Raw genomic sequence first — 25,746 nt, 5'->3', positions numbered from 1 at the left:
TGGGGCTGGGATTTTGGAGCGGGTGAAGGGAATCGAACCCTCGTATTCAGCTTGGAAGGCTGCTGCTCTACCATTGAGCTACACCCGCAGTGCGGCGAGACCTAGCATGGTCATTCCGCCGCCTCAACCACGATTGATTTGAAGCCCGGGCCCAAAGGAACCATATTCCGGGGAAGCGGGTTCTCATGAGAACCAATTCCAACCGGGAGACATTTCATGCGCAAGGCACTTTTAGCCGCTCTGGCTCTGGCGGGCGTTGCCATCTTCGGCGCCGGCTCCGCCGAAGCTCGGGATTATCGCTTCTGCCTGGTTGAGGGCGGTTTCGCCAGCGGTCCCGGCACCTGCTACTACGATACTTACGCCCAGTGCATGGCCAGCGCCTCGGGACGGCGCGCCTATTGCCAGGTTAATCCGGTCTTCGCCTTTGCCGAGCAAGGCCGATATGCCGAACCGGGCGTCCGTGCGGTGAAGCCCCGCAAGGTTCGCCGCGAGCGGCGCTATTACGACTGAGCATTTCTTAGCGGCCATATTCGCCGTCATTGAGAAAGCCGCCCCGATCCAGCGAGGGCGGCTTTGTTGCGTCAGTCACGGCGCTCGAGATCGCGATACGACGATAACCGCGACAGAAATGCCAGCACCAGTCCAATCCCGACCAGCGAAAATCCCATTGTGAAAATCTTGGAGACGCCAGTGGTCGGCCCAAGCGTGGCGTCACCCACCGTGGTCAGGGCTACGACGCTGAAATAGGCCGAATCGAGCCACGACCAGCCCTCGACCCAATGGTAGAAAATCGAACCGCCCAGCACCGACATGGTCAGCAGGAAGATGATGGCCTGAAATTCGGGATCGCGCAGGCCGTGCCAGAAGCCGAGAGACAGGCGGACGAGGCCCACGCCGAGCGACTTCATCAGATTTGATCCCCCACTGACAGTTCCCCGCTTCCCAGCCTGACACAGGCACGCCCAATAAAAAATCGCCCGGAAGCAACTTCCGGGCGATTTCAATATGGTGGGGGAAGAAGGACTCGAACCTTCGAAGCCATACGGCGGCTGATTTACAGTCAGCTATCCTGCACTTTCAGGCACCACCGCAAAGTCCCTCCAGAACAGCAAATTCATTTGTATTCAATGACATGCTCCCGTATTGATAGCTGATGGCATCTCGGAAGATGTCGTCACAATCAACATGTAGGTGGGGCTTAGAGTGGGGCTTAGAAAACGAGAAAAGAAGCCGCTGTCGGCGCTGGAAATCTCCAACGCCAAACCGGAGGCAAAGCGATATGCCATTCCCGACCTAGGACACCCGGGCTTGCGGGTACTAATTTACCCATCCGGTGTAAAATCATTCGTTTATAGATTCCGGCGCGGCAATAAGCAGGATGTGACCGTGGTACTTGGACCGGCCAACGGTCCGGGTGCCCTCTCGCTGGTGCAGGCGCGCGACGCAGCAAGCGATGCGCGACGACAGCGCGCATCGGGCACCGACCCAGCGGACCAAAAACGTGCCGCTAGAAAGGCCGATCTGGTGCGGATCGAGGCCGAGGAACGGGAATCCCGCCGGAAGGATGACACTGTCGAGAATGTGCTACCTCGATACTACGCGGATCATGCGGACTCGCTGAAATCTGGCGACGAAGTCCGGCGAGTCTTGAACAAGGAACTCAAGAGCTGGGCCAAGCGGCGAATCGATAGCATTCAGCGGCGGGACGCAATCGGACTGCTCGATACGGTGAAGGCGCGCGCGCCGGTTCAATCGCAAAGGCTCCGGGCTTACGGGCGGCACTTCTTTGGTTGGTGCATTGCCAAAGAACTAGCCTCACTAAACCCCTTTGAAGGCACCACTTCGATAAAAGAAACACCTCGGGACCGTGTCCTGACCGATGATGAATTGCGACTCTTGCTTCGGGCAATCGACCGCCTCGAATGGCCTCGGCGTCAATTCGTCCACCTGCTCTTGCTATCGGCGCAGCGGTTGAGCGAAGTCGGCGATATGGAATGGCCTGAACTCGACCTGACCAGCGACGCGCCGACTTGGACCCTCCGTGGTGTGCGGTCGAAGAATGGGAATGCACACGTTGTTCCCCTCGCCCCGACCGCAGTCAAGATTCTGACCAGCATGGACCGAATAAAGGACTCGCCGCGTGTGTTCTCTTCGTTCTCTGCCGCCCATGCGAAATCGCATCTTGACGCGGTGATGCTTGAGATCGCGACGGACGACGCGGTGGCGCGGGGCGATGATCCCAGCGCTGTTACAATCGAGCCTTGGCGACTTCACGATCTTCGCCGCACAGCCGCAACCACCATGCCAAGGTTGGGGGTGGACGTGGTGACTGTTGAGCGTGTGATGAACCATCAGATGCGCGGCGTGATGGCCGTTTATCAGCGGTATTCATTCGCTCAAGAAAAGCGTCACGCGCTCGCCCTATGGTCGGACTTCCTCGCCAACCTCACGGTAGCGCGGGAGTCGAATGTCGTGCCGATCAAAGCTGGGGCGTGATCGATGGCGAAACTCGATATCGATTTCATTGGCAATGAGATTGCCGACCTGACAGCCTATTTCGAAAAGACGGGAAACGTCGTGGCGGCGTGGCGCGTGTTCTCACTCTCACGCCAGCACAGCAGGCTCATACCTGACTCTGTGATGGCGGAAGTTGATCGCTTCGCGACGGGCGTTAGCGCCATCGCCGACCGCGCGATGCAATCTTCGCCCGACGACAGGCCGCTATATTTCACGCCAGAGAAGTTAGGTGTCCTGTGGCGCGGCGACGGTGGGCAAAACCCCGCTGACGTTCTGCGGCGCGACTGGCGCGACATGAAGATCGGTTCCGAAGTCTGGCGACGTATTGAGGAGTATGGCGACGGGGTTGGCGAAGCCATTGAACATGTTGCAGCTAGGCTGCCCTACGTGAATGGCGAAACCGTCCGGAAGGCTTGGCAGAAATTCCGGCGCGGCGGATAGCCAACGGATCGTCCGTCACCATCCGGGGTAAAATCCGTCGGCTTCCATTTACCTCGAAAGCGTGGGTTGTTCCCGATATCTCTTGGATCACCATAAACATCCAAGAGACTCGACATGAAGCAATTGATTAAATCAGAGACCGTGCGCGACCGGCTCGATATGCCCCGCTCCACGTTTGAACGGCTGGTGAAGCATCGAAAGGATGGCTTCCCCTCACCTGTTTACATCTCCCGGTCGCGTTTCTTCGATGCGGCAGAAATTGAAGCATGGATGGTGGGACTCGCCCCCCGTGCTGCGAACGAAGCGTGAGGTGGTGGTGATGACCGAACCTAACCCCCACCATCCGACCTACGCAATCGAACTCGCGAAGGCTCTGGAAGAGAGCGAAGAAACGGTGCTAGGGCCGACGGACAGCGAGATTTGCGCCAAGGCCCTTCGATTGTATGCCGACTGGCTCGAAGCCAATACTGCCGCCTAACCCCTCTCGGCCCGCCTTCGGGCGGGCCGCCCTACCCCGGCGCTTAGCCGTTACAATCCTCACAAAAACCTGAGCGGCTGGCGTGCGGCAACGCGCGAACAATGAGTTGTGCGTGGTCAAGAAGGAATTTGGCAAAGGATATCGGAATGCCCCCGACAAACCCATCGCAACCCTTCATTACTATTCAGGACCACTCGCAACAGACCGGAGCAAGATCGTGGACATCCTTCTGACTGAACACGAAGTCGCCGACTTCCTTGGAAAATCAACTATCACGCTGGCCCGCTGGCGGCGCGAAGGTTACGGGCCAGTAGCGACTCGCGTGGGTCGATCACCTCGTTACACGCGTCAGTCTCTTGCGGCCTTCATGTAGGCGAACAGTATCGCACCCGGCGGTGGACGCGTCTCGTAAGCAAGAAAAACCCGACATGCTTGGAAGAACATGCCGGGTCAACAGAAGGAATGAAGACAGTGATCACACCATATCAAAATTTCCCGATCGGACGGGGCCAATCCAATAGCCTTCCGATCCGCGCTGATGACGTTCTCGCAGCGGCGAGGCGGCATGAGAAATATCTTCACACCGTTTCACCCCGTGACTATCGGATGCGGGTGTTCGATGATGGCAGCGTTGAATTTCGCAATGTCAAAATTCCCACGCTTGATCGGACGTTCTCGCTCGCAGAGATTCAGGATGGATCGCTTGACTTCCATCTGAGTCCCACTCGCTCGCTCTGGCAGAATATCGTTGCGATGTGGGCATAGGCGATGGGTTCCCCTTTCGCGCGGTCCGCGCTCGACCTTCGGCAGCGCGGCTACAGCCCATTGCCAATCGGCGTGGCGGGTGAATGCGAATGGAATCCGTCCGGAAAGGAACCCGGTAGGCTCGACCTTAGCCGCAACGGCGAGCCGGAATGGTATCGATTCAAAGGATGGAATGCGTTCTGCAAGCGGCAGGCGCATCCGGCTACAATTGCGTATTGGTCAACATGGGCCGACGCCGGGGTTGGCATCGCCTGCGGTTACGGTGGCCTCGTTGCTGTCGATATTGACGACGACTCGCTGATCGAGCCGCTGCGCAAAGTGCTGCCGGAAATCGTTGTCGGCAAGCGTGGACGCAAGGGGGCGACATATTTTTTCCGGTCAGCCGATTCGCTACCCTCGAAAAACTACAGGACCGCCGACAAGCGCGGGCTTCTCGACCTGCTCGCCGAAGGCAAGCAGAGCGTACTGCCGCCGTCGATCCATCCCGACACTGGCTACCCGTATCTGTGGACCACGCTGCGCACATTGCTCGACACCCCGCTTGCCGAGCTTCCCGAGATCACCGGCGCACACGTCGCAGCGTTGGAGGACGTGTTGCGGCAGTTCGGATGGGACGCTCCTGATCGCGCACAAACGCGTGGCGACGGTGTTCAACGGCCTGCGCGGTCGCAGGGTGCGGCGTCTGGTGATGGTGCGTTTGACCGGGCGGTCACCACTGCGCGCAGCCATTGGCTACCATCACTCGATCTGCACGGGTTGCGCCGCGTATCCGGTGGTTGGCGTTCCGTCGCGAGTTTTCGCCATTCCGGCAGCGGTTTGCCATCCCACAAGCGCGGTCTGAGCCTTTCGATCCGCGATGATGGTTCGATCATCGATCACGGCACGGGCCAGGGCTACAATAACGTCACGCTGGTTGCAGAATGCCTGTTCAATCGTGACAACGCCAAAGCGTTCGCATGGCTTCGCGAACAGATCGGCTGGAGCGAGCCAGTTGCCGCTCCGGTGGCTCAAGCGACGTATCCCGACAATCGCGTCAGTCTTGAGGAGGCTGTAGCCCGCGTTCGGGAGCTCACTGGAGCTGATCTGGACGCCGCCATTGTCAACGGCATTGGTCTTCGGAATCAGAAAGCACTCAACCCGCCGCTGATTCATCCCGTGCATTCGGTAAAGGTGGTTCGCTCGGAGGCTGGCGTCGGCAAGTCCCACGCCGCAATTACAGGTTCCGCGAAGCAAGCGCAGCGTGCCCGGCATATTGTCTACGTTGTGCCGCGCCTCGACCTCGCAGACCAGATCGCGGCGGGTTTCGCCTCACATGACGTTAAGGCCGAGGTGTATCGCGGATACGAACAGCCAGACCCGCGAGAGCCTGAGCATGCCATGTGTCGCAACGTCCCAGCCTATACGGCGGCGCGTGATTTGGGTGTTGGCATCCGCGAGTCCGTTTGCGAGCGCAGGATTGATGGCGAGACTGTCCGCTGCCCGCTTGCTAGCCGCTGCGGAATGGAGCGTCAGCGGGAGGCACGTCCCCAAGTTTGGATTGTCACGGCGGCGTTGCTGTTCTTCAAGCGGCCTGATTTTATCTTTCCGCCCGACGCCATCGTGATTGATGAGTCCTTCATTGATAATGCCATCGGCGACACGGTGCAGATTAACGTTTCCGAATTACTTGCATCGAAGATCGAGGGCTGTAGCGAGACCGATCAGGATGCGGTGACAGCTTACCGGACGCGGCTGGCTGCGGCGATTAAGGCGAACGGCAACGGCCCATTGTCGCGCGCTGCGCTGATCGAGGCCGGGATTGATGCTGAGGATGCCTATTGGGTCGGCTGGCTTGAACAGCGCCGGATCACGTCATCGGTTTTGAAGCCAAACATGCGGGAGGGTGAACTTAGGACCGTTGCGAAGCGCCATGCGAGCGCGAATAAGCTCGCGCGGGATGCTGAAACGCTCTGGCGTGAGATTTCTGCTTTCCTTGAGGAGTGGAAGATTGAGGCCATCATCGGTGATCGGTCACGCTCGGGCCGGATCACGGTCAGTGGGAATGCGGTTTCATTGACGCCGCTGCACACGGTGCATCAATCTTGGGACGCTCCCGTCTTGGCTCTTGATGCCACAGCGCCGCCAGCATCGCTGTTGCGGATTGCGTTCGACGGGTTCGATGACGCGGGCTTGCAGCGTGAAGTGCTTGAACAGCCAGACGTTGTCGCCAAGTGGCCGGATCATGTCCGAGTGCGGCAGATCACTGGTGCTCCGGTCAGCATGTCGAAGTTGGGGCTTGTGGAGTTCTCTGGCTCCAAGCCGCGCAACGTGGACGGCGTGGTGCGGTTCATCCGACTAAGGGCAGCATTGGCCGCGCCCAACCAGGTCGGTGTTGTCACCTATAAGGGCTTGCTTGAACAAATCGGGGGCCGACTTCCCGTTAACGTGGTGGCTCGGCATTTCGGCGCCCTGGCTGGCATGAACGACATGCAGGACGTCGCTGGGTTGATCGTGATCGGGCGTCCTGCTCCGCGCCGCTTCGCCGTTGAAGCCGTTGCATCGGTTTTGGCCGGGCGACCAGTCGCCGGGGGCGCAGGTCATTTTTTCGACAAGCGTCCGGGCGGTATCCGAATTGCAGATGGCTCCATTGATGCGACCACCATGGATTACCATCCGGAACCGATTGCAGAGGCGCTGCGGTGGCGGATCACGGAAGGCGAACTCATTCAGGCGTACGGGCGTCTGCGGCCCCACCGGCGCGCAGAGCCGTGCTGGCTGGATATTGTTTGCGACGTGCCGCTGCCACTCCCAGTGCGCGAGGTGGTCCGGTGGGGCGATGTAGCCCCCGGCGCAGAGGCGGATATGGCTGTGGAAGGTGTTGTCCTGAGCAATAGCCGGGATGCCATGCAGGCTTTCGGTCTGTCAAAACACGATGCCGAAAAGATCGGAGGTTGCCCCGATTTCTCTAATAAGAATCCTATTAGAGATTCCGGGGCAACCTCTCCCATCCGCCGGTTCACCTATCGGAAGGCTGGCCCCGGCCAAAAGCAGAACACCGGCTACTACGTCCCCGGCGTGCTGTCCGGTGGCGTGGCTGGGTTACGGACGTGGCTGGAAGCGAGGCTCGGTCCGCTGGCGTCGCTTGGTGTAGAACGGGTGCAGGACGGTGCGACTTTTGCTAAGATCGGTCGCGCCACCGAACATCGCTTTAAAATCAAACCCGCTTTTTCGCCGGTGCTGGAATCGATCGCGACCTTCTTTGATGACCTTGGGCAGCCGAGCGAATAGGATCGTGCCATGAACCTTCAAGAGCAGATCGCGCGGATTGAGCAGAGGCAGGAAGAAGTCCGCCGCTGCTCCGCTGAGATGCGCGCTACGAGCGCACAAGACGGGCGAGCAGTTTGGATATTCCCCTTGGGTGGAATTATTGCCGGTGCGGCAATATTCGGCGCGGGCGCAGTAATGATGAAGGTATTGGGGGCGTAACACCAACGGCACAACACAATGAAGTCGGGGTATATTTACGTGCTGGTCCACCCTTCCGACCCTAACCTCTTCAAGGTCGGGCAGACCACGCGTCATCCCAAAATGCGATTAGCTGAGCACAACAGCGATTTTGCGAAACATGCAGGTCGCGTGGTCAAAGAAACCGGTCAGAACTGGGAGCTGAAAACATACATCGCAGTGCCGGATACTAATCGGGCTGAGTCAGCTTTTTGGGGTGCGACGCATCTAGCAGATATTCCATATCTGGGCGGCGTTGAAGTTCAAAAGATGGAATGGAAGACGGTAGAGGCTGGCCTGAAGGCCGCCGAGAGCGCGGGAGTCCCGCCTCCAACAAAACCCCAACCGGACTATGTTTACGCGTACACGGCATGGATGAGAAAGCGCCTCGCGGGACGAGACATCACTTTACTGGGGCACGTCAAAAGCAAGATTTCTGGAAGAAATAACTTTCGGTGCTCCAATGGTCATGAGTGGCGCACGATACCTAGAATTGTCGCGGAAGGCGAAGGCTGCCCCCGGTGCGGAATCGGCCAGCGAACTTCGGAACAAATGTGGGAAGTTGCAAAATCAGGCTTCCTATTTTTATTGGTACACCCAGACAAACCCGGACTTATCAAGATTGGGCTTACATACCAAAAACAAGAAGAATGGGATTCGGACGATATGCGTGGCGGCTGGACCATTCATCGCTACCGCTATGTCGAAGAGCCCTCTTTGGCCGAGTCACTAATTTGGATTTTGCTGGGTCACCCGCTTCCGCATGATCGCGGGTTCATTGTCATTGACCTTGAGGTTGCTGAGCGGGCGATCCGGAAACTGCATGATCGAGAAGTGGAAGAGATTGCCCTGATAGAAAAAGCCAGGGAATCAAATGCTAGCAGTTGATGCGAGATTTGCGAAATCTCGCAAAAAGACAAAAAGAATATCTACAACCTCTGAATCAAATTCCCGAAGGTTGATTAGCCGCCCTTACCTTCGTCACCCAGCGTCACGGCTTCAAGCCCCTCTGGTCTGGGCAAATTGGGTTGCTTTGGCGTTGCCTTTGTCTGTGGATCAAGCACTCGAAGCATGTAACGCAATGCAAAATGCGCAGACTCCCATTCCCACTCTGTTAATGGAATGCCCATTGTGCCGCGAAGCCGGAGATTATGAATTACGAAGCGACGGCTGTCGCTCTTCAGGTGATGGTCGGCATACGCTGATGCACGTTCAATGCGAAGCTTGGCATCGTCGAGATAGTACCCGACGGTCCAAGCTCTGTTTATCTTGTCATCGCCGAATGTGATGGAGTTGTCGCTTATCACTTTAGCTAGGAAGTTTTCTTGGCTCTCCCTGATGCTCTCATCGGTCCTGTAGGTTTCAGCGAGAAATACGGCGCGCCAGAGTGAAAATGCAGCACCGATCAGGTGGTCAAGAATGTAGACAGGTGGGTCAGCGTAGCCGTTTGATCCATCTCGACGGACAAAATCATACAGGGCTAGCAATGTTTGCTGAATTTCACCTCGCTGTTCAACAGCCCATCGTAAGTGCTCGATATCGGGCTTCTGTCTAACTGTCATCGAGATCAATCTCCCTGTTAGACAGCATCGCTCGTCCTTCGGATCGAAGCAACGTGAGGTGCAGAAAAGGCCGAAAGGTAAAAAGGTACTGTGAGAGGGGGTGGAGGGTGTGGGTGACGGACGACCCCGCCCTTTTCCTAGGTACAGCAATTTTCAGGTCGCTTGTTGTTCCCGGGCACGGCGTGGTTGCGAATGGAAGCCTTTCCTAGGGCAACCGAAAGAGACTGATGTCCGGTAGCCATTTGCCTGATCCTGAAGGCAATTCCATTGCATCAGGGTCTCACCAATGTCAGCCACACCGCTTTATCCGGACACCTTCTCTGTCCGACCTATCAAGCTTGCCCGCCGCCGTAAAAATCAGCGCACGGTCACCATGCCATCTAGTGTGTCGCCACACGTCCGGCTCGTGTTCGCCGAGATGGCGCGGCTGCATTTCACCTATGACGAGGTGGAAGAACGGAGCGGAGTCCGAAGGGCATCCGTTAAGGCATGGCGTCGGAAGAACCGGCCAAGTTTGGAGTCGATGGAAGCGGTGCTGGCAACGCTCGGATTCGGCTTTATCCCAGTCGCCACGCTTGAAGCGCTTCCACCCGAACTCGCTGGCGAACTCACAGCCCTCGCTCTCAAGCTGCGCATGAATATCCCGCAAACGTGGACCGCCCTTATCGATATCGGCGTTGAGCAAAAGCTTCTCCGAATGCGAGCCGACGAACGCGCTGCTGTTGTGGCTGAGCACGATGCGCGTCGATTGCGCCACGTCAACGACAACACGCCCCGCAATCGCACAGCCCCGACGGTTTAAGGGCTACCCAAACAGACTGTTCAACTTGGACGGTTCGTTCAAATTGATCCTGCCTCGCGGATGAACCGAGGAGAAGTAAGAAAACTGCACGGTGGAGCCTTCAGCGCCGTGCGGTTTTCCCAATGCAGGAGCGAACAAAATGTCCAAACCTCTTTCCCGGCGAAAGGCCGCTGCCTATCTCGGCTTTGCCCCATCAACGCTGGCGAACTACGCCGCGCGCGGCATTGGCCCGGCACACCTTCGCGTCGGTGGCTCGTGCCGGTATATGAAGGCCGATCTCGACGCGTGGCTCGACGCTCATCGGACTGGCGGTGCGAAATGAACCGCGCCGACGCAATCGCCCGCCTAAAACAGGCCACCGCAGACTTGACCAATGCCCGTCACGGCCTTGCACAGCAGGTCGCGCTACAACGGCAAGGGATGGCTCACAGCGTGGATTTTGCAACCCACGTTGAACATTCTGCCTTCACCCGCTGGATGCGCGCGAGCGCTGCATTCACCCACTCCCGCTGAAAAGGAAAACCCATGTCAATCCTGAGCAAGTTTTTCGGTGGCAAGACCGCCATTACGGCAGATGCGATCCGCACCGAGAGCGCGCGCACGACGGGCGAGATCGCCGCACACCGCGCGAAGCTCGAAGGTGCGCTAGTTGGAATCGCACTGATGAACGATGAGGAACATCAAAAGGCGGAAGCCGATATTGCAGCGACCCGTCGCACCATCGCGCGACTTGAAGCGCGCCTTGCCCATCTGGATTCCGAACTACCCGCCGTTATCGCAGCGGAAGAAACCGCAAGCAAGAACGTCGCCGATGCCGTCCTTGTCGCCCGTTCCGATGCCGCGCGCGAAGCCAATACCAAAGAAGCCGCAAAGTTGCTGAAGGATTACGACAAGCTCGCGGCACAGATCGGAGACATCATTTCACGATTGAAGGACATGTCCGAAGAGACCGCCGCCGTGAACACCGCATTGCGCACAAACCCCCTCGCCGCCACCGTCGCAAGTTATCACGACATCCATCGCAAGTCGCCGGACCAACCCGCGAGCGAGGTATGCGAGATGCGACCTCATTGGATTTATCGCGACGCGCCTACACGCCCCGACGAAATCGCCGCTACGATTCAGGAATATGCAATCCTTGCGTCGCTTGACGAGAGCGGCAACCCGATCCGCCCGGCGGGTAACCAGCGTGGCCGGTTCGGTCAGGTCATCACCCCCCAGCTTGAGAAGCGTGAAGTTGTCACTCAGACGCGCTACCGCCCTGGCCGCAGCGAAGTGTCTCTTGATGCGATCCATCTGCCGCCCGGCTTTGCTGGTGGTGCGTCCCATTGGCCGCGAGGTTGACATGCGAGGTCCGCTTGAAATCAACCTTAATCACCCGATCGAGATCGACCGCGTGAGGCGAGACAAGCTTACGGTAGCATCGTTCAACGCTATCGCGAACTTCCGCACCAACTCCGCAGAGCAGGTCATCCGTTCCATGGCGCAAACGTTCGGCGTTCCGCGCCGGGTCATCCGCCATCTGCATCCCGACGACGCCAACCGAGCTGGCGACATGATCGTCAGCATGCTCGACCAAGCTGCCAACTCTTTCAGGTAAGAACTATGGCTCACGCCTTCTCCGTCTCCGTCAACATCGGCGGCAAGCTCAGTCCCAGCCTTGCCGGTGCCGTCAATGCGGCGAAGGCGCAGGTCAACGGCCTTGCGGCCTCACTCACTGCATCTGCCAGCAAGTTCAATGCGCCGTTTGTAGCCGTCAGCAGGCATCTTGCCGAGACCTCGAAGCGCATGGAGACGTTGCAGCGTAAGGGCCGCAATCTCACGTTAGGAGTCAGCGCGCCTACGGCTTGGGGAGCCGCGAGCTTGATTCGCGCCGCTAACGAACGCGCGAAAGCAGGCAACCAACTTGAGGCAATCGGTGAACTGCCACATGGGCAGCGGAAGGAGGTCGAGACCTTCGCCGACTCCATTGCCGCAAAATACGGGGACGCCACGGGCATCCTGCGCACCTTCAATGAGTTGCTGAAGGCTGGTTTCGACGCGACGGCTGCCAAAGGCTCCCTTCCCGCGATTCTCAGCGGCGCGGCAATCGCCGGTGATATGACCGGCGCGGAATTGGGCGGTTACGTCAGCAAGATCGTAACGCAATACAAGCTCGGCATGGCGACGCTTGAGGATGCAACCGCGAGTAGTCGGCGGATCACCGACAATCTGGTCTACGGCGCAGTCAAGACCACCGCCAGCACGAAGGACATGGCGGAGGCATATAAGTTCGTAGGTTCTGCCGCCGCCGCTGCCGGTGCTTCGGTCGAGCAAACCAATGCGATGATTATCGCGCTGGCGAAGGAAGGACAGTTGGGTTCCGAAGCGGGCGTAGCGTTGCGCTCGGCTTATGTTCGCATGGTCAAGCCTACCAAAGGTGGACTCGCGACCTTGGCTCGGCTCGGCCTCAATTACGGTGACTATGTGCAGGGTGGCAAGCGCAACGGCGCAGGTGTTGTCGCGGGCCTCAGTGCCGCCGGTATCGACATGACCGGGCGCGAGAAGGACATCGACAAGGTGCTCGCCACCAATGATGGCAGCCCCGAGAAGCAGCGCAAGGCAATCTATGACGCGGTTGTCGCAAAGGTCGGCGCTCAGTCGGCGACTGACCGTGAAACCGTATTGCGCGCGGTGGACGATGCATTCGCTCTGGCGGGCTCCAAGGTCGATATGACCAAGCTTTTGACTGATCTTCGTGGGAAAGGCGCGAATCAAGGCGACCTCGCGAACATTTTTGAAGGACGCCAGTCTGTCCGCATGTTGGCTCTTTTGAAGTCCGATTTGAATGCGTTATTGGCGCAAATCGTCAAAGAGACGCCCGGCTATGCACAAGGGCGTTTCGAGCTTGCCAATCAGGGCCTTCCGAAGGTCTTGCTTCAGTTGGACGCGGCGTGGAAGTCGGTTCGCAACTCGCTGTTCGAGGTCGTCGCATCCGACATCACGGCGGGGTTTGAACGCCTCGCGCAGGGAATGAAAGACCTTGCCGCGAGTAGCCCGGCGCTGTTGAAGACCGGCGTCTACCTGGCTGCGGCTGCGGTCGCCGCCGGGCCGTTGATGTTTGCCCTCGGCGCAATTGGTCGCCTTCTGATGGTCGGCATGCGCGGCGCTAACCTTGCGTTGATGGCCCTGCTCATTCCGTTTCGCCTCTTGGGTGCGGCTGCGATGGTCGCTGTCGGTCGCTTCAGTGCCATGCTGATCGGCCTGCGCATGCTGACCGCACTTGGAGCAGGTGCGACGTTGTCGGTTCTTGCTGCGAGCCTTGGCCGATTGGCTCTTGCGCCGTTCTTGTTGATCGCGACCGGACTTCGCGCTGTCGGCACGGCCATGCTGTTTATGGTCGCCAATCCAGTCGGCCTGATCATCACCGCACTCGTTGCCGCGCTCGTTGCCCTTGGCGTTTGGGTCTCGAACAATTGGGCGGGCATCAAGGAGTTCTTCTCCGCGTTCGGGACCGGCTTCATGCAGGGCCTCGGCCCGGCGGGCGATGCGATCAAGTCGATGGCTACCGGGCTTCAGAGCGTCGGCACTTGGTTGAGCAACCTGCTCGGGCCGCTCGACGAGTCCGGCGCGAAGTGGCGGGAGTGGGGCTCGACGCTCGGCGGCGCGGTTGCCAGTGGCGTGCGCGTGGTGATCACCGCGATCTCGTCGCTGATCGGCTTCCTTGGCACAGTGGTCACGAAGGCAATCGCCGCCGGTAGCGCGATCCGTGGAATGTTTAGCGGCGCGGCGACGGCTCCTGCCGGTGGAGCGAAGCCCGCTGGCATCGCAGGCGCTCGCGCGCTCGGTGGCCCGGTGACTTACGGCAAGCCGTATCTCGTCGGCGAGCGTGGCCCTGAGTTGTTCGTGCCGGGCCAGACCGGGCGCGTCGAGACTAACAACACGTTGCGCCGGTTGACCGCTGACGGCGCTGCGGCGGTCGCGGGCTCGACAAACAACACGTCAACGCGCGGACCGGTTTCCTTCAATCCGGTGTTCAATATCTCGGGCGACGATCCGCGCGGAATTGGGGAACAAGTTCGTGGCGAGATGCGTCGATTCTTGGCTGAACTGGAATCGGATCAGAGCGGCTATTTGAGCGATTGATGGTTTAGAACAATCGTAGTCCGCAACATCTGGCGATTCAATCTCTCATGACGCCAACGTCGCCAGTTAAAGAGAGGCAGGCCCTCTGGTTTATCGCCGCCGAGTAACTACGGCATAAGCTGACGTACATGCTTCTGCATCATCGGAATCCATTCACTGTACGACTATGCCAATAGTTCGTCCAGAACAGACGCGAAATATGAAGGATAACGAGTCACAATCTCTCGCGCCAAGCCAGCAGCGTTACGCACTGCTAACCGCGCAGACAGCCGGTCGAATACATCTGGAAAATTCGCGGCCAGCGTTTGGGCGACGACGCGATCTGCGAACCCGGCTTCAAAAAATCCAAGCTCTGCAACAGATGTTAAACCACACTTCATTTGTCGTTGAAGAAGAGCCAGCGCTGCTCGCAGATCGCCTTCTCCAGCTTCCGCAAGATCAACGATCGTCGCAAGGATCATAGCGCCTTCATATCCAAGCCCGCTCTCACAGAGAGCAACCGCATCCTCTACTTTCGGAAAACGATTGCTTCCTCCGATGCGAATATTCCTCTCGACGAGCAGTCGAAGGATAGCGTCGAACGTCGCGCCGCTTACCCACCGCTCAATGATGAGCGGCATGACGGTTTCGTCAGACAGACCCGTGATGCTCGTGCTGCGGTTATACCGTAGGACGATCTCTGAAATTAACGGAAGTAAGTTTCTCGTCTCAAGCGCCTGGGTGAGGGTCGCCCGATTTGCCTCTAACCACGTCTTAAGGGTGTTGACCGTTGTGGGCGCCAAAGGAGACCGCCGCAGCGTCGCCCGCATTTCTTCGGTCGCAGCGCCTTCGAGTAAGCGCTCCGCCACTTCTTGAAAAACGGTCTCGATCTGTGTTCTATGCGTTTCATCGGCGAGATAATGCGCTAGCGTGTTCTTAGCGAGGTTTACCGCACGTTCTCCTAGCCCCTCCTTTACAAATTCAAGATGCGCGAGCAGGAACGACGCAATCCCGTGCACTATTTGAACGCGATCTTGGAGGTATCGCCGAAAGCGTCTTGCGTCGAGTCCTGGATTTGCGGCAACTGCTTCAGCAACGCTCGCGTCCACGGCCGTCTCGTCGTCAAAGACGAGCGCTTGTAGCAACTCAGAATTTAACGTTATCGTTCTAGTTGGCTGTCCAAACTCAAACGGCTGGAAGATAGCCGATATGCTGCTGGCAGAAGGTTCAGAATTTGAGGCATCGAGTAGCTCCCCAGCAGTCCGCCAGCGCCACCTTTCGCGGGCTTGACGTCTTTTATCAAAGACCTTGGTGTCCGCAAAAATGATACTCCCTTCCGTATGCATACCGGCCCGGCCCGCGCGGCCAATCAAATTGTGAAAGTCCCGCACAAGCATGCGGTCGCCACCCTGATACACTCCGGTCACGATCAGATATCGAATCGGAAGATTGACTCCTTGAGCGAGCGTAGACGTACATACTACGAAACGTATATCGCCTATCTTCATCCCGTGTTCGATCGCTAACCGCAATCCGCCCGGGACACTGGCATGATGAGGAAAGATTCCGATGCGTGCCGCCTGCGTCGCTGGCGCATCCTCGCCAACGTGCTGCGCAAACAAAGTGGCAAGCTTTTCTACCTCCCCAGGATTGGATTCATCTACCGGAGCCGTGAACGCATCGCTCCGCTGAAACAAATCAACGGCTATCTCGCAAATCTTGACTACGGTGTCTTTCCGTCCGCAGAAGATGGCCACGCTGTCGTTAGTGCAGAGCTTGAGACCGAGATAGAGGCCGATCGACGTGCCATCTTCCGCTTGTGGAAAGTAGCGCGGCGCTCGCTCCCGTGGCAGCAAACGAAGGCTTACACGATCGATCACACGCGGAACGAAAAATTCGGTATCATCCGGGTCGAAGGGACTAACATACTCGAGCCGTCCCAGAGGAGTTTGCCAGCTCGCGAAAGCCACACGCCTTGCGGTCGGCATAAGACCGGCTCCATCAACAACAGCTCCTTCGTTATCGATCAACCACCCAGCAATCTTGCCCGCGTTCGCGATAACAGCGGAAATGAGTACAATCTGGGTCTGCTCGGCAAGCGACAGCTTTAGGGAAGTCAGCAAAAGTTCGTACGTTACGCCGCGCGCACCGCTGTCGAATTGGTGTCCCTCATCATAAATTACTAGGCCAATATGCTGCGCAAGTTCTGGCGTTCGTCGAAGTAGATACAAAAGCTTCTCCGGCGTAACGATAAGGATCGTTCGCCGCTCCCAGAGGTCTTCGATATCGAGGTCCTGCTGAAAGCTATCGGTAGCCTCATTGAGCACAACATTCTCACCGGCAAAAGCTCGCGCCATATCCCCGCGAATATCGTGACAAAGTGATCGAAAAGGGCAGACGATGACTGCGAGCCAAGCGCGATCTCTAAGAAAGACGCTGCGAAGAATCAATTCAGTTGCGCGGGTCTTCCCAGCACTAGTTGGCATTTGAATGATGGCTGACTCTCCGCGCAATACGCCAGCGGCACAGATTCGGCGCTGCGACGGCCATAACTCACGGGGGAATCCGACGCGCCCAAGCGCGGGCAGCCAATGATCGAGCGGAAGGCCCGATGCATTCGGCAAAACTGTACGGGCCGAGTTATCGATTTTCTTACGGACGATTGCTGTCGCAATATCGGCATAAAGAAGTTCGCGCCCATCCCCATCTAGATAGGCACGTTGGCGCACAGCTTGGATCACGGAAAGAGCATCATCCGCGCTATCCGTTCCACGAAGGTAGGAGGACATCGCCGCAAGCACATTATCGATACCCGCCCCATAGACTGTGGGTCCGATTGCGTCGTAATTCGATAGGATGAGCCGATAGACGAGCAGCGCGAGCCCTGAACCGAGGGCAACCGGAGGCGGCTCCATCCCGCGCGCGGTGACAACCGCGCTTCCAGGGTTGTCGGCCAGATAATAGGCTGCGGCACCAAGGACTGAGAAGTCGATCGATACTTCGCCATTAAGGCGACTCTCTATGTATGATTCGAAATAGGTTGCAGCGAAGAGCAATGATTCGGCTGTTGTTTCCTCGCGAGGCGCGATCCTTTCGCCTTCCGCGATGGCCGCAGCAGCATCTCCCAAAAGGCCGACCGCTAGCGAAAACAGCAGCTCGGGGCGCTGTGGCAACGCGATGTGGTACTCAAGCGGCACATCAAATTCGAACATCTTCGCTTTGGCCCGCGTGACCGAAAGCAATCGTTGAGCATTTGCTTCAGGCCTCATTTGCGGCTCTCGCGTAAAGTGCGTTCACCAGCTCCATCAATGTTTCTCCGCGAATGACAATAAGCTTGAGATTCGCGGCATTGAAGTGGCCAACCGTTGTCGTTTGTGAAATGACTCCGCCGTCGTACAGGGATGAACTTAGCACGGCGGCAGCCCCGCTTATTCGCTTGAATGGGCGATCGGGCATATTTTGGAAGCGCTGTACTTTCAGCGCTGCTGCGTCTTCTCCCCGCTCATAGAAGCGTTGCTTCAGCGCGTTCAGTGTCGTTGCCTCCCGCAACATATCCTTCCCAGAGTCGGCCACAGCATCTTGCAACCGATTGATCGGCTTACTGCCAGACATGGCCGCTTTTGACTCAAAGACAAACAGCTCGTCGTTCGGATCGACTCCGCCGTCATGAATAAACTGGAAGCCCAATACATCGCAGCCCTTGGTCGACTCGTTTCGGTTCCATTTCAAGTCATAACGAAGTTGTCGCGGGGACCAATAGCCGAGCTTGTACTCGACGTAGTCCGCGACGAGAATTTCTGCGAAATCTCCGGATCGAATACTAGGACCAGGCGCATTCTTCTCATCCGGAAATTTATCGTTGAGCAGATACTCGGCATTTGTTTTTCCCGTTCCAGCAACGAGTTTTTCCAGCATGTCGTCATCGCAGTAGTGCTCCCTGAAATGCTTCGCCCACGCCGAAAGCCTTGCAGCATCATCGCCGTACTTTAGCTCCCACACTTCAATTTCGATGCCATCGGCGGATTTTAACCGTTCGCCGGTATCAACAAGCCAATCAAGATGAGCGGGCACGGACATCGTCGAAGGTCTCTCCAGCAAAAGAGTTCGTACTGCTGCAAGGCGATGTTTGTTACCTAAACCAATATCCGTTCATGCAGTTTATCGGCTCCGTAACTTCATCTTCCAAATCGCGACACACCGGGTATCCCAGCAAAAATACCCTGAGCTTCGGTCAAGTCGCCCTGGAAGAACTCGCCGCCCAGGCTCTCCATTGTCCTGTTTGCTTCGTCCTTGAATAATTGTTCGGCCACCTCAGCCTCTTTGCGATTGCCGTATGGCTCTGATTTGAGCGCTATTGACCACTTGCCGACTGCCGCTGGTGGAAAACCAGCGTTCAGTTCGGAAATCCTTCGTCCTAAATTGTTCGAGACCCCTATCTTGAGCAAAACAGACTTGTCGAATTGCGGCTTAGAATGTCCTCGAAGTGCAAAACCATCGCCTTCGAACCGCGCCAGATAGAGAATTGTTGGCCCATCCTCGTAATTGCTGGTTCTTTCGCCAAAGCTGCCGGGGAACGCACGGGAAGGTTGAAAGGCCTGAGCGAGAGCGCCCTTCATCAGACCATCACTGGATATCGGTGACTCGCCGAAAACATTGACTTCAGTAACTCTTATCTTCAGCGCCCTATTCATTTCCTCAAGTGAAAGCGGTGGATTCCAGACCGCGATGGCCTGGCCAGCTTCCGGGCGATATGTATCCGGTGCTATCCGACTTAGTAGAATTGACTCATCTGCCCGCCAGGCACGTTTGACTGGAATTGCGAAGGTCCACTTATCCTGCCAGCCGTTATCGCGCTTTCGCTGCATCCCCGCTTTAGAGGACTTGTCTTTGTCCCGTATTGCTTTCGCTTCAACCTGAAGAAAGCCTAGGACTCGATTGCGATGGGATTTATTAGTCTCGGCGGTTGAAGCGCCGTAAATCATAAATAGGTCGCCATCCTCAACCAACCCGAGCATTCGATCACGGGGACCTTCCTCAGTCCAACCGATGTAGCCGTCTTCTTCAGGACCAAAGCCATAGAAGGAGCGTAGCCAGATGCGACGAGGTTTGACAGGGATGCTGCTCATTCCGCCGCCGCCAGTTCGCGATCATCGATCGGTGCCAGCGCTTCGGCCAAGAGCGCGTCGAGCAGGCGGCGACGGGTGGCGGCCGTGGCGGCAAGGCTCGCCTCCAGTCGATCGCACAGCGCCATCAGCGCATCGACTTTGGCGACGATGCGGTGCTGTTCCGCGAGTGGTGGAAGGGGAATCTTGAATGTTCGAATGAGTCCCAAGTTCAGATTTCCTTGGGATGCACCTTTGCCATAGGTGCGAATGGTCGAGCTTTCGCGGCCTTCAGGACTGTTAAGCCACAGCACCAGATAATCCACGCTCACGAACCGCTTCGGAATTTTTATGAGGCACAAGCTGACGTAGAAGGCGAATTCGAAGTCAGAATCAAGTACTGCAGCCTCGCCAATCCCAGCGCCCACTCGCGTCATCAAGATATCGCCGCGTTCCGGTCGCCGGTTTGCTCTATAGTTATCGAAATCCGTTTTCGAGACGAAGCGATGCTTCTCCGGCATGAAGCGGAAAGGCTTGACGTTTTGAGCTGACAAGAACGGCTTACCTGTCTCAGTATATTTTGGCGTGAGGTGCGTTCCATCGGTGATCTGATAAGCGATGTCCTGCAAATAGACATGACACCATGTCTGCGGAATTTCACTATCGGCTTCGAAATTTTCGGCAGGCAAGGCAGGCTTTTGCGCGCGAATGCCTTTTGCTGCCATGAGTTTTTTGTTCTCGACAACGATCCGCTTCAGCAATTCCGACGCCGGTTCATCGTTCGTATCCTGCGGCACCAACTTACCGCGTACCGCGAGGTTGAGGATGATCTGGCGCAAAGCCTTGATTTGGTCTGGGCGCGTGGTCAGCACCGGCAGCGCGTCGAGGACAAAGCGCGCGTCGGATTGGAAGGTTTCGGAATCGGGTGCGCTGAGGCGGGCAAAACTCGCCGTCGCCAGCCGATCTCGCTTCGCCTCGTGGCCCGCCCGCGCCGCCTCCAGCCGGTCGCACAGGCCCATCAACTCATCGACCTTGGCGACGATGCGATGCTGCTCTGCGAGCGGTGGGAGGGGAATCTCGATGCCGTTCACCTGTTTGGCGGACAGGTGCTTAACCGTCGTGAGTGAGGTCTGCCCGTGCAAGTGATCGAGAATAAATTGAAGCGGAAGCTTCACGAACTCGGGATCAATGCCGCACCGCCAGCCGTTGATCCGCATCACTCGCTGATTGAGAAGGCCATCTGGTCCCGTCCAGCGACGCAAGTTGAAGTCGCCGTCCATGCCAACGAGATAGTCGCCGGCAGTCACCAGATAGGCAGGGTCGTAGTCGCCCTCGAAGTAAGCCTCCGTGTCGGTGCTCGAAATGTCGCGGATGCGGATGAGGGGCATTCCTCGTTTCGCCGCGTTGAAGTTGCCGGACGTAAAAGCGAAGCCGTAGCTTGGACGTGCGATCTCGATGAGCCGCGCCCAGCCCCAATGCGAAGCAGGTTCAAATGGCAGAGCTTTACGCTCAATCTTGACGAAGCTGCTCGGCTCTCGAAAAGCGCCCGCCTTCACCAGCCGCGCCTTTTCCGTCGCGATCCGCTTGAACAATTCCGACGCCGGTTCGTCGTTCGCATTCGGCGGCACGAGTTTACCGCGCACGGCCAAATCGAGAATGAAGCGGCGCAGGCGGGCAATTGCGTCGGGCGCGTCGGCGATCTTCTCGTAATGCGCCAGCAAGCGTTCGGCGTTCATCGAGCGAGCGCCTCGGCGAGGATCGCCTTCAATTGGTCGCGATAGCCCGCCGTCTCCGCCTCGGCGCGGGCGAGGTCCGCCAGCAGCGTTTTCGGGTCGCCGTGATCGTCGGCGACGCTGTGCGGGTTCTTGATGTCGAGATTGTAGCCGCGCGCCTTCACCTCCTCGGCCGTGACGCGCCACGCCTGCGGCGTCTCCTCGCGGCCTTTCCGCTCCTTGCCGCCCCACCAGTCGATGCAGCCCTGCAAATGCTCCAGCCGGATCGGCTTGGTCATCGAATAGGCTTTCTGGCCGTTCGGCACGCGGTGCTCGTAGAACCAGATGTCTCTCGTCGGCGCGCCCTTCTCGAAGAACAGCAGGTTGGTGCCTATCGAGGCATAAGGCTTGAACACCGAATTGGGCAGACGGACGATCGTATGAAGATTGCACTCCTCCATCAGATGTTCCTTTAGCCGCGTCTTGATGCCCTCGCCAAACAATGTGCCGTCGGGCAGCACAACGGCGGCGCGGCCGTCTTTTTTAAGCAAACGCACGATCAGCGCAAGAAACAGATCGGCAGTTTCCTTAGTGCGGAAGGTCGGGAAATTGTTCTCGATGCCGTCTTCCTCGCGCCCCCCGAAGGGCGGATTGGTGACGATGATATCGACGCGCTCATCCTTGCTCCACGAAATCAGAGGTCGAGCCAACGTATTGTCGTGGCGCACAAAACTTGGGTCCTCGACGCGGTGCAGCAACATATTGGTGACGCAGAGCATATGTGGGAGCTGTTTCTTCTCCACAGCACGTAATGCGCCTTCCATTTTCTCCCATTGCTTCGGCGTGCGGACGTAGCCTTTGTTCTCCATATGGTTGATCGCGCATGAGAGAAATCCGCCTGTTCCGCAGGCTGGATCGAACAGGATTTCGCCGGGATGCGGGTCAATGCGGTCGATCATAAAAGCAGTGACGGCGCGCGGTGTGTAGTACTCGCCTGCGTTGCCCGCCGATTGCAGGTCGTTGAGCAACTGCTCGTAAAACTCGCCGAAGTGCCGCCGCTCGTCGAGATTATTGAAATCGACCTGGTTGATCTTGTTGACTACCTGCCGGATGAGATGGCCGGATTTCATATAGTTGTAGGCATCCTCGAATACATCTCGCACCACTCGGCGACGATCTCCTGGCTTGCCAGTGGGCTTCAAATCCTTCAGCGCCGGGAATAGCTCGTCGTTAACAAAATCAAGCAACCTTTGCCCGGTCATACCCTCGGGATTTCCCGCCCAGGCGCGCCACTGGAATTTTTTGGGAATTGGCGAACGATAGCCGTCCCTCGTCAGTTCGAGCTCCTGATCTTGATCGTCGATGATCTTGAGGAAAAACAGCCAAGTGAGCTGGCTGATGCGCTGGGCATCGCCATCGACGCCCACGTCCTGGCGCATGATGTCCTGAATCGATTTGACGGTAGTACGAACGATCACGACTGCTCTAATCCTCTTTCACGGACTTAAACAAAATTGCTTCACGCGGCTTGATCAAACGCCACATGGACGACCTAGAATGCTTGTTTTTTTGCCGCCCCATCTTAAGCGACGTTCGATCCTTTCGAATAATCTTGCGTCCATTCTGGTCGACCGAATCGATGAATTGCAGCCGACCGATGGACCTTTTAATTACCAACCAATGATCTTCCCAGTCGTCTTCACAACGTTGAACCTGAATGACCGCACATTGAACATTCCTCTCTGAGAAAATCTGCTTGAGGTACTCGTCTCTGTTCCTTTGTACAGTTCCATTTTCAGAGAGTGCATGAGCCGCAACACCAGCAGGCCATTTACGGCTTCGTTGTAGATAATGAATGACACGCCGCATCTCGTAAAAATACATTCCTTCATAAAGCTCTTTGTGCCGATCCCAAATTTCGAGAAGCATGGCTTGCTGCTTTCTCCAACCTTTCAGGGCTCCACAAACGGTTAGAGCATTTACAATCGCGTAGTGCCCGCACAATCCATCAAGACTGCCTTGCCGGTGATAGTGAGATTTCTCCATTGCCAAATGCCTGAAAAGCGCACTAAGCGCTGTCCTGATAGAGGGCATCCTGCATCTCATGGACGGCCTTCTCGAAGCCCTCCTTGCCGCCAAACGCCTTGATGAGTTGCACGACGCTGCCCATCATGGAGAAGGGCGTCACCTTCAGCACATTGGCATCATCGAGATTGAGCACACCCTCGTCGCGATATTTTTCCAGCAGCGCATCGAGGACGGCGCGAGCCTGCGGTCCATACTTGGTGAACACGTCACGCTTCTGCACTTTGTCTGCGCGCTCACGGCGCGTCAGCGGCTTCTTGTCAAAGGCGACGTGGCAGATCAGATCGAAAGGGTCAAGGTTCTTGCCGAGTTCGTCGGCAACGGCATCGAGCAGTAGGCCCTCAGCTTCCAGTTCCTCAATGATCACCTGCTTGCGTTCCGCAGACTTCCAGCGCTTGAGGAAATCGTCCAGGCTGGCAAAGCGCTTCTTCAGTGCCGTCTTGGTGAAATCACGCAGCGATTCGGTAACCAGCTTTCCGTTCTCGTCCAGATATTCGACGCGCTCGGCAACAATTCGCGCGCCGACGCCATCGACGTAGACCTTGCGCGGACCACCACCGCCGGGCGGCAGCAGCACGCCCGGCTGATCGACCACGATTTCGTCCTCGCCCGGGGTTGGTGCGATCGCACCGTCGCCCTGCGGCGTTTCATCGGGCGGGGTAATCGGATCATCATCGCCCGGCTCGTAAATCTGCACCGGATCGCCGTCAAAGTCGGGGTCAGCGAAATGACTGGTCGCGCCGCGAAAGTCGATCAGCGTGAAATAGAACTTCTTGGTGTCCTCGTGGACACGGGCGCCGCGTCCGACAATCTGCTTGAACTCGGTCATCGAGCCGATGGCGCGGTCCAGCACGATTAGTCGGCAAGTCTGCGCATCGACGCCGGTTGAGAGAAGCCGCGACGTCGTCACCAGCACGGGATATTTCGATTCCGGGTCGATGAAATTGCCAAGTTGATCCTGGCCTTCCTTGTCGCTGCCAGTAATCCGCATGACATAGCGTTGATTTTCAGCGACCAGATCGGCGTTTTCATTGACAAGCGCCTGCCGCATCCGTGCCGCGTGCTCTTCATCGACGCAAAACACGATGGTCTTCTGGAAGCGGTCGCCACTTTCCTTGAGAAATTCGGTGATCTTCTTTGCTGTCAGCCTGGTCCGATCGTCGAGCACGATATTCCGGTCGAAGTCTTTGGCATTATAGATGCGGTCTTCAACCTCGTTCCCATCGCGATCGAGTTGGCCGAGTTCTGGGCGATAGCCTTCCACGTCACGGTCGATATGAACCTTGATGACTTTGTAAGGCGCTAGAAAGCCATCGCTGATGCCCTGCTTCAACGAATAGGTAAACACCGGTTCGCCGAAATAGTCGGTGTTGGAGACGTATTCAGTTTCCTTTGGCGTGGCGGTAAGGCCGATCTGCGTCGCACCGGAAAAATGCGTCAGAATTTCGCGCCACGCAGAATCCTCGGCGGCACTACCGCGATGGCATTCGTCGATTACAATAAGATCAAAAAAGCCGGGCGAGAACTCGCGGTAAAGCTTCTGACGCTCCTCCGGCCCCGTGATTGCCTGATAGAGACCGAGATACACCTCGAACGCAGTGTCGATGCGCCGTTTCTTGTCTAACGCCAGAGGCAAATCGACCTTGCTGCCGTCCTGCCGTTCGATAGTCTTTGCGTTGGTCGATAGTTTCGCCATTGCCGCACCGAACGGACGGAAATCGTTCACCATCGTTTGGTCGATCAACACATTCCGATCGGCAAGGAACAGGATGCGCTTCTTGCGACCCGCCTTCCACAAGCGCCAGATGATCTGGAACGCCGTATAGGTCTTGCCCGTGCCGGTCGCCATGACAAGCAGCGCGCGGTCTTGGCCTTTGGCAATCGCCTCGATCGCGGCGTTGACGGCGTTCACCTGATAGTAGCGCGGGGTCTTGCCACTGCCGTCGTCGAAATAGTCTTGAAGCACGATCTGCTCGGCCTCTGAGTCGAGGCCCTTCCAAGCCCGATAGCGCGCCCACAGATTTCCAGGGGATGGGAAGGAATCGAGGCCCAGGTTCACCTCGCGCGGCACGCTCGCGCCCGTGCGGTCGTGGAATACAAATCCGTCGCCGTTCGAGGTGAACGCGTAAGGGATGTCGAGCGTGGTGGCATAGTCGAGCGCTTGCTGCATGCCGTCGCCGACGCTGTGGGAGTTATCCTTGGCTTCGATCAGCGCTAACGGGATATTCGGCTTATAGTAGAGGACGTAGTCGGCGCGCTTGGCTTTCCCACGCGTGACCAGTTTGCCGCGCACGATGATACGGCCCTTGGTAAAGCCAACCTCCTCGCGGATTTGCAGCATTTCGTCCCACCCGGCTTTGCGCAGCGCAGGCGTAATGAACTTCGTGCAGATATCCCGTTCGCTTAATAAGCGTTTGTGCATTGAATTGATGGCTCGTCACAAAATGGGAAAAACGCCAAGTTTCGTTACGGCGTGAACCGCGAGAGGCGAACGCAATTTTCAGATGAATGACGTTTGCCTCAAACCCGCGCCCCTCCCCAATGCGCGAGAGTTGAGCATGAAACAACCAGATGCTGAAGTCCCCGGCGCTAACAACCAAAAAACACGGGCAGTGCAGCGACTAGCCTTGGAGACGAGGACCCCATTTGAAGCAGACCGACGATCTCCCTAGCCCAAACCCGTGTCCAAGAAATC

The 25,746-nt window shown here is 57.4% G+C and carries 24 protein-coding genes and 1 tRNA gene; 15 read left to right on the top strand and 10 right to left on the bottom strand.

Annotated elements, in window-relative coordinates; genetic code table 11:
• Positions 1 to 14: 14 nt before the first annotated feature.
• Positions 15 to 88 (bottom strand) — tRNA-Gly (locus tag ACP7AL_RS10110).
• 128 nt (positions 89 to 216) lie between these two features.
• Here ACP7AL_RS10110 and ACP7AL_RS10105 point away from each other — a divergent pair.
• Positions 217 to 510, top strand: coding sequence for a DUF3551 domain-containing protein (locus tag ACP7AL_RS10105; RefSeq protein ID WP_425991094.1), 294 nt, complete (start codon positions 217 to 219; stop codon positions 508 to 510).
• Positions 511 to 581: 71 nt separating this feature from the next.
• Here ACP7AL_RS10105 and ACP7AL_RS10100 read toward each other — a convergent pair whose 3' ends face one another.
• Entirely contained in the window at positions 582 to 908 is a 327-nt protein-coding gene (locus tag ACP7AL_RS10100) for a potassium channel family protein (RefSeq protein WP_006021202.1), read from the bottom strand.
• Positions 909 to 1,203: 295 nt separating this feature from the next.
• Here ACP7AL_RS10100 and ACP7AL_RS10095 point away from each other — a divergent pair, with 295 nt between their 5' ends.
• The 8 genes from ACP7AL_RS10095 to ACP7AL_RS10060 all read left to right on the top strand — a co-directional run bounded on the left by ACP7AL_RS10095 (position 1,204) and on the right by ACP7AL_RS10060 (position 8,572).
• Entirely contained in the window at positions 1,204 to 2,496 is a 1,293-nt protein-coding gene (locus ACP7AL_RS10095; protein WP_425991091.1) for a tyrosine-type recombinase/integrase, read from the top strand.
• A gap of 3 nt (positions 2,497 to 2,499) precedes the next feature.
• The gene (locus ACP7AL_RS10090) at positions 2,500 to 2,958 is read left to right on the top strand and encodes a hypothetical protein (protein ID WP_425991089.1); all 459 of its coding nucleotides are present in this window, start codon (positions 2,500 to 2,502) and stop codon (positions 2,956 to 2,958) included.
• Positions 2,959 to 3,072: 114 nt separating this feature from the next.
• Entirely contained in the window at positions 3,073 to 3,267 is a 195-nt protein-coding gene (locus ACP7AL_RS10085) for a helix-turn-helix transcriptional regulator (RefSeq protein WP_425991087.1), read from the top strand.
• Between the two features lie 10 nt (positions 3,268 to 3,277).
• Positions 3,278 to 3,436 (top strand): hypothetical protein, encoded by a 159-nt coding sequence (locus tag ACP7AL_RS10080; RefSeq protein ID WP_425991085.1) that lies wholly within the window; start codon positions 3,278 to 3,280, stop codon positions 3,434 to 3,436.
• 462 nt (positions 3,437 to 3,898) lie between these two features.
• On the top strand, positions 3,899 to 4,201 hold the full coding sequence (locus ACP7AL_RS10075) for a hypothetical protein (RefSeq protein WP_425991083.1): 303 nt from the start codon (positions 3,899 to 3,901) through the stop codon (positions 4,199 to 4,201).
• Positions 4,202 to 4,204: 3 nt separating this feature from the next.
• Positions 4,205 to 7,468 carry a bifunctional DNA primase/polymerase gene (locus tag ACP7AL_RS10070; RefSeq protein WP_425991081.1) on the top strand — a complete coding sequence of 1,088 codons (3,264 nt, stop codon included), beginning with the start codon at positions 4,205 to 4,207 and terminating at the stop codon, positions 7,466 to 7,468.
• Between the two features lie 9 nt (positions 7,469 to 7,477).
• Positions 7,478 to 7,666 (top strand): hypothetical protein, encoded by a 189-nt coding sequence (locus tag ACP7AL_RS10065; RefSeq protein WP_425991079.1) that lies wholly within the window; start codon positions 7,478 to 7,480, stop codon positions 7,664 to 7,666.
• Between the two features lie 18 nt (positions 7,667 to 7,684).
• A complete protein-coding gene (locus ACP7AL_RS10060) occupies positions 7,685 to 8,572 on the top strand; it encodes a GIY-YIG nuclease family protein (RefSeq protein ID WP_425991077.1) in 888 nt (295 codons plus the stop codon).
• 74 nt (positions 8,573 to 8,646) lie between these two features.
• On the opposite strand, the gene ACP7AL_RS10055 is transcribed toward ACP7AL_RS10060, so the two are convergent.
• Positions 8,647 to 9,246: a hypothetical protein gene (locus ACP7AL_RS10055; protein WP_425991075.1), complete on the bottom strand. Its 600-nt coding sequence runs from the start codon at positions 9,244 to 9,246 to the stop codon at positions 8,647 to 8,649.
• A gap of 286 nt (positions 9,247 to 9,532) precedes the next feature.
• Here ACP7AL_RS10055 and ACP7AL_RS10050 point away from each other — a divergent pair, with 286 nt between their 5' ends.
• The 6 genes from ACP7AL_RS10050 (at position 9,533) to ACP7AL_RS10025 (ending at position 14,173) form a co-directional block, all read left to right on the top strand.
• Entirely contained in the window at positions 9,533 to 10,048 is a 516-nt protein-coding gene (locus tag ACP7AL_RS10050; RefSeq protein WP_425991073.1) for a hypothetical protein, read from the top strand.
• A gap of 139 nt (positions 10,049 to 10,187) precedes the next feature.
• Positions 10,188 to 10,370, top strand: a complete 183-nt coding sequence (locus ACP7AL_RS10045) for a helix-turn-helix transcriptional regulator (RefSeq protein ID WP_425991071.1) — start codon at positions 10,188 to 10,190, stop codon at positions 10,368 to 10,370.
• Entirely contained in the window at positions 10,367 to 10,561 is a 195-nt protein-coding gene (locus ACP7AL_RS10040) for a hypothetical protein (protein ID WP_425991069.1), read from the top strand. The genes ACP7AL_RS10045 and ACP7AL_RS10040 overlap by 4 nt, the downstream gene beginning before the upstream one ends.
• Positions 10,562 to 10,573: 12 nt before the next feature.
• Positions 10,574 to 11,392, top strand: coding sequence for a hypothetical protein (locus ACP7AL_RS10035; RefSeq protein WP_425991067.1), 819 nt, complete (start codon positions 10,574 to 10,576; stop codon positions 11,390 to 11,392).
• 1 nt (position 11,393) lies between these two features.
• The gene (locus tag ACP7AL_RS10030) at positions 11,394 to 11,648 is read left to right on the top strand and encodes a hypothetical protein (RefSeq protein WP_425991065.1); all 255 of its coding nucleotides are present in this window, start codon (positions 11,394 to 11,396) and stop codon (positions 11,646 to 11,648) included.
• A gap of 5 nt (positions 11,649 to 11,653) precedes the next feature.
• Entirely contained in the window at positions 11,654 to 14,173 is a 2,520-nt protein-coding gene (locus ACP7AL_RS10025; protein WP_425991063.1) for a phage tail tape measure protein, read from the top strand.
• 164 nt (positions 14,174 to 14,337) lie between these two features.
• Here the strand turns inward: ACP7AL_RS10025 and ACP7AL_RS10020 are convergent, their stop codons facing one another.
• The 7 genes from ACP7AL_RS10020 to hsdR all read right to left on the bottom strand — a co-directional run bounded on the left by ACP7AL_RS10020 (position 14,338) and on the right by hsdR (position 25,473).
• Positions 14,338 to 17,421 carry a DEAD/DEAH box helicase gene (locus ACP7AL_RS10020; RefSeq protein WP_425991061.1) on the bottom strand — a complete coding sequence of 1,028 codons (3,084 nt, stop codon included), beginning with the start codon at positions 17,419 to 17,421 and terminating at the stop codon, positions 14,338 to 14,340.
• The gene (locus ACP7AL_RS10015) at positions 17,411 to 18,229 is read right to left on the bottom strand and encodes a Hachiman antiphage defense system protein HamA (RefSeq protein ID WP_425991059.1); all 819 of its coding nucleotides are present in this window, start codon (positions 18,227 to 18,229) and stop codon (positions 17,411 to 17,413) included. The genes ACP7AL_RS10020 and ACP7AL_RS10015 overlap by 11 nt, the downstream gene beginning before the upstream one ends.
• Before the next feature lie 98 nt (positions 18,230 to 18,327).
• The gene (locus ACP7AL_RS10010) at positions 18,328 to 19,278 is read right to left on the bottom strand and encodes a GIY-YIG nuclease family protein (RefSeq protein ID WP_425991057.1); all 951 of its coding nucleotides are present in this window, start codon (positions 19,276 to 19,278) and stop codon (positions 18,328 to 18,330) included.
• A complete protein-coding gene (locus ACP7AL_RS10005; protein WP_425991055.1) occupies positions 19,275 to 20,990 on the bottom strand; it encodes a restriction endonuclease subunit S in 1,716 nt (571 codons plus the stop codon). Before ACP7AL_RS10005 ends, ACP7AL_RS10010 begins: the two co-directional genes overlap by 4 nt.
• Positions 20,987 to 22,444 carry an N-6 DNA methylase gene (locus ACP7AL_RS10000; protein WP_425991053.1) on the bottom strand — a complete coding sequence of 486 codons (1,458 nt, stop codon included), beginning with the start codon at positions 22,442 to 22,444 and terminating at the stop codon, positions 20,987 to 20,989. Before ACP7AL_RS10000 ends, ACP7AL_RS10005 begins: the two co-directional genes overlap by 4 nt.
• Before the next feature lie 7 nt (positions 22,445 to 22,451).
• The gene (locus ACP7AL_RS09995) at positions 22,452 to 23,012 is read right to left on the bottom strand and encodes a hypothetical protein (protein WP_425991051.1); all 561 of its coding nucleotides are present in this window, start codon (positions 23,010 to 23,012) and stop codon (positions 22,452 to 22,454) included.
• 22 nt (positions 23,013 to 23,034) lie between these two features.
• Complete coding sequence (gene hsdR / locus ACP7AL_RS09990; protein ID WP_425991049.1) at positions 23,035 to 25,473, bottom strand: EcoAI/FtnUII family type I restriction enzme subunit R; 2,439 nt, start codon at positions 25,471 to 25,473, stop codon at positions 23,035 to 23,037.
• Between the last annotated feature and the right edge of the window lie 273 nt (positions 25,474 to 25,746).

This window comes from Afipia sp. DC4300-2b1 (assembly GCF_049895725.1).
GTDB classification, from domain to species: Bacteria; Pseudomonadota; Alphaproteobacteria; order Rhizobiales; family Xanthobacteraceae; genus Afipia; species Afipia broomeae.
The sequence above is the reverse complement of the archived record's forward strand: the minus strand, read 5'-3'. Positions and strand labels throughout refer to the sequence as shown.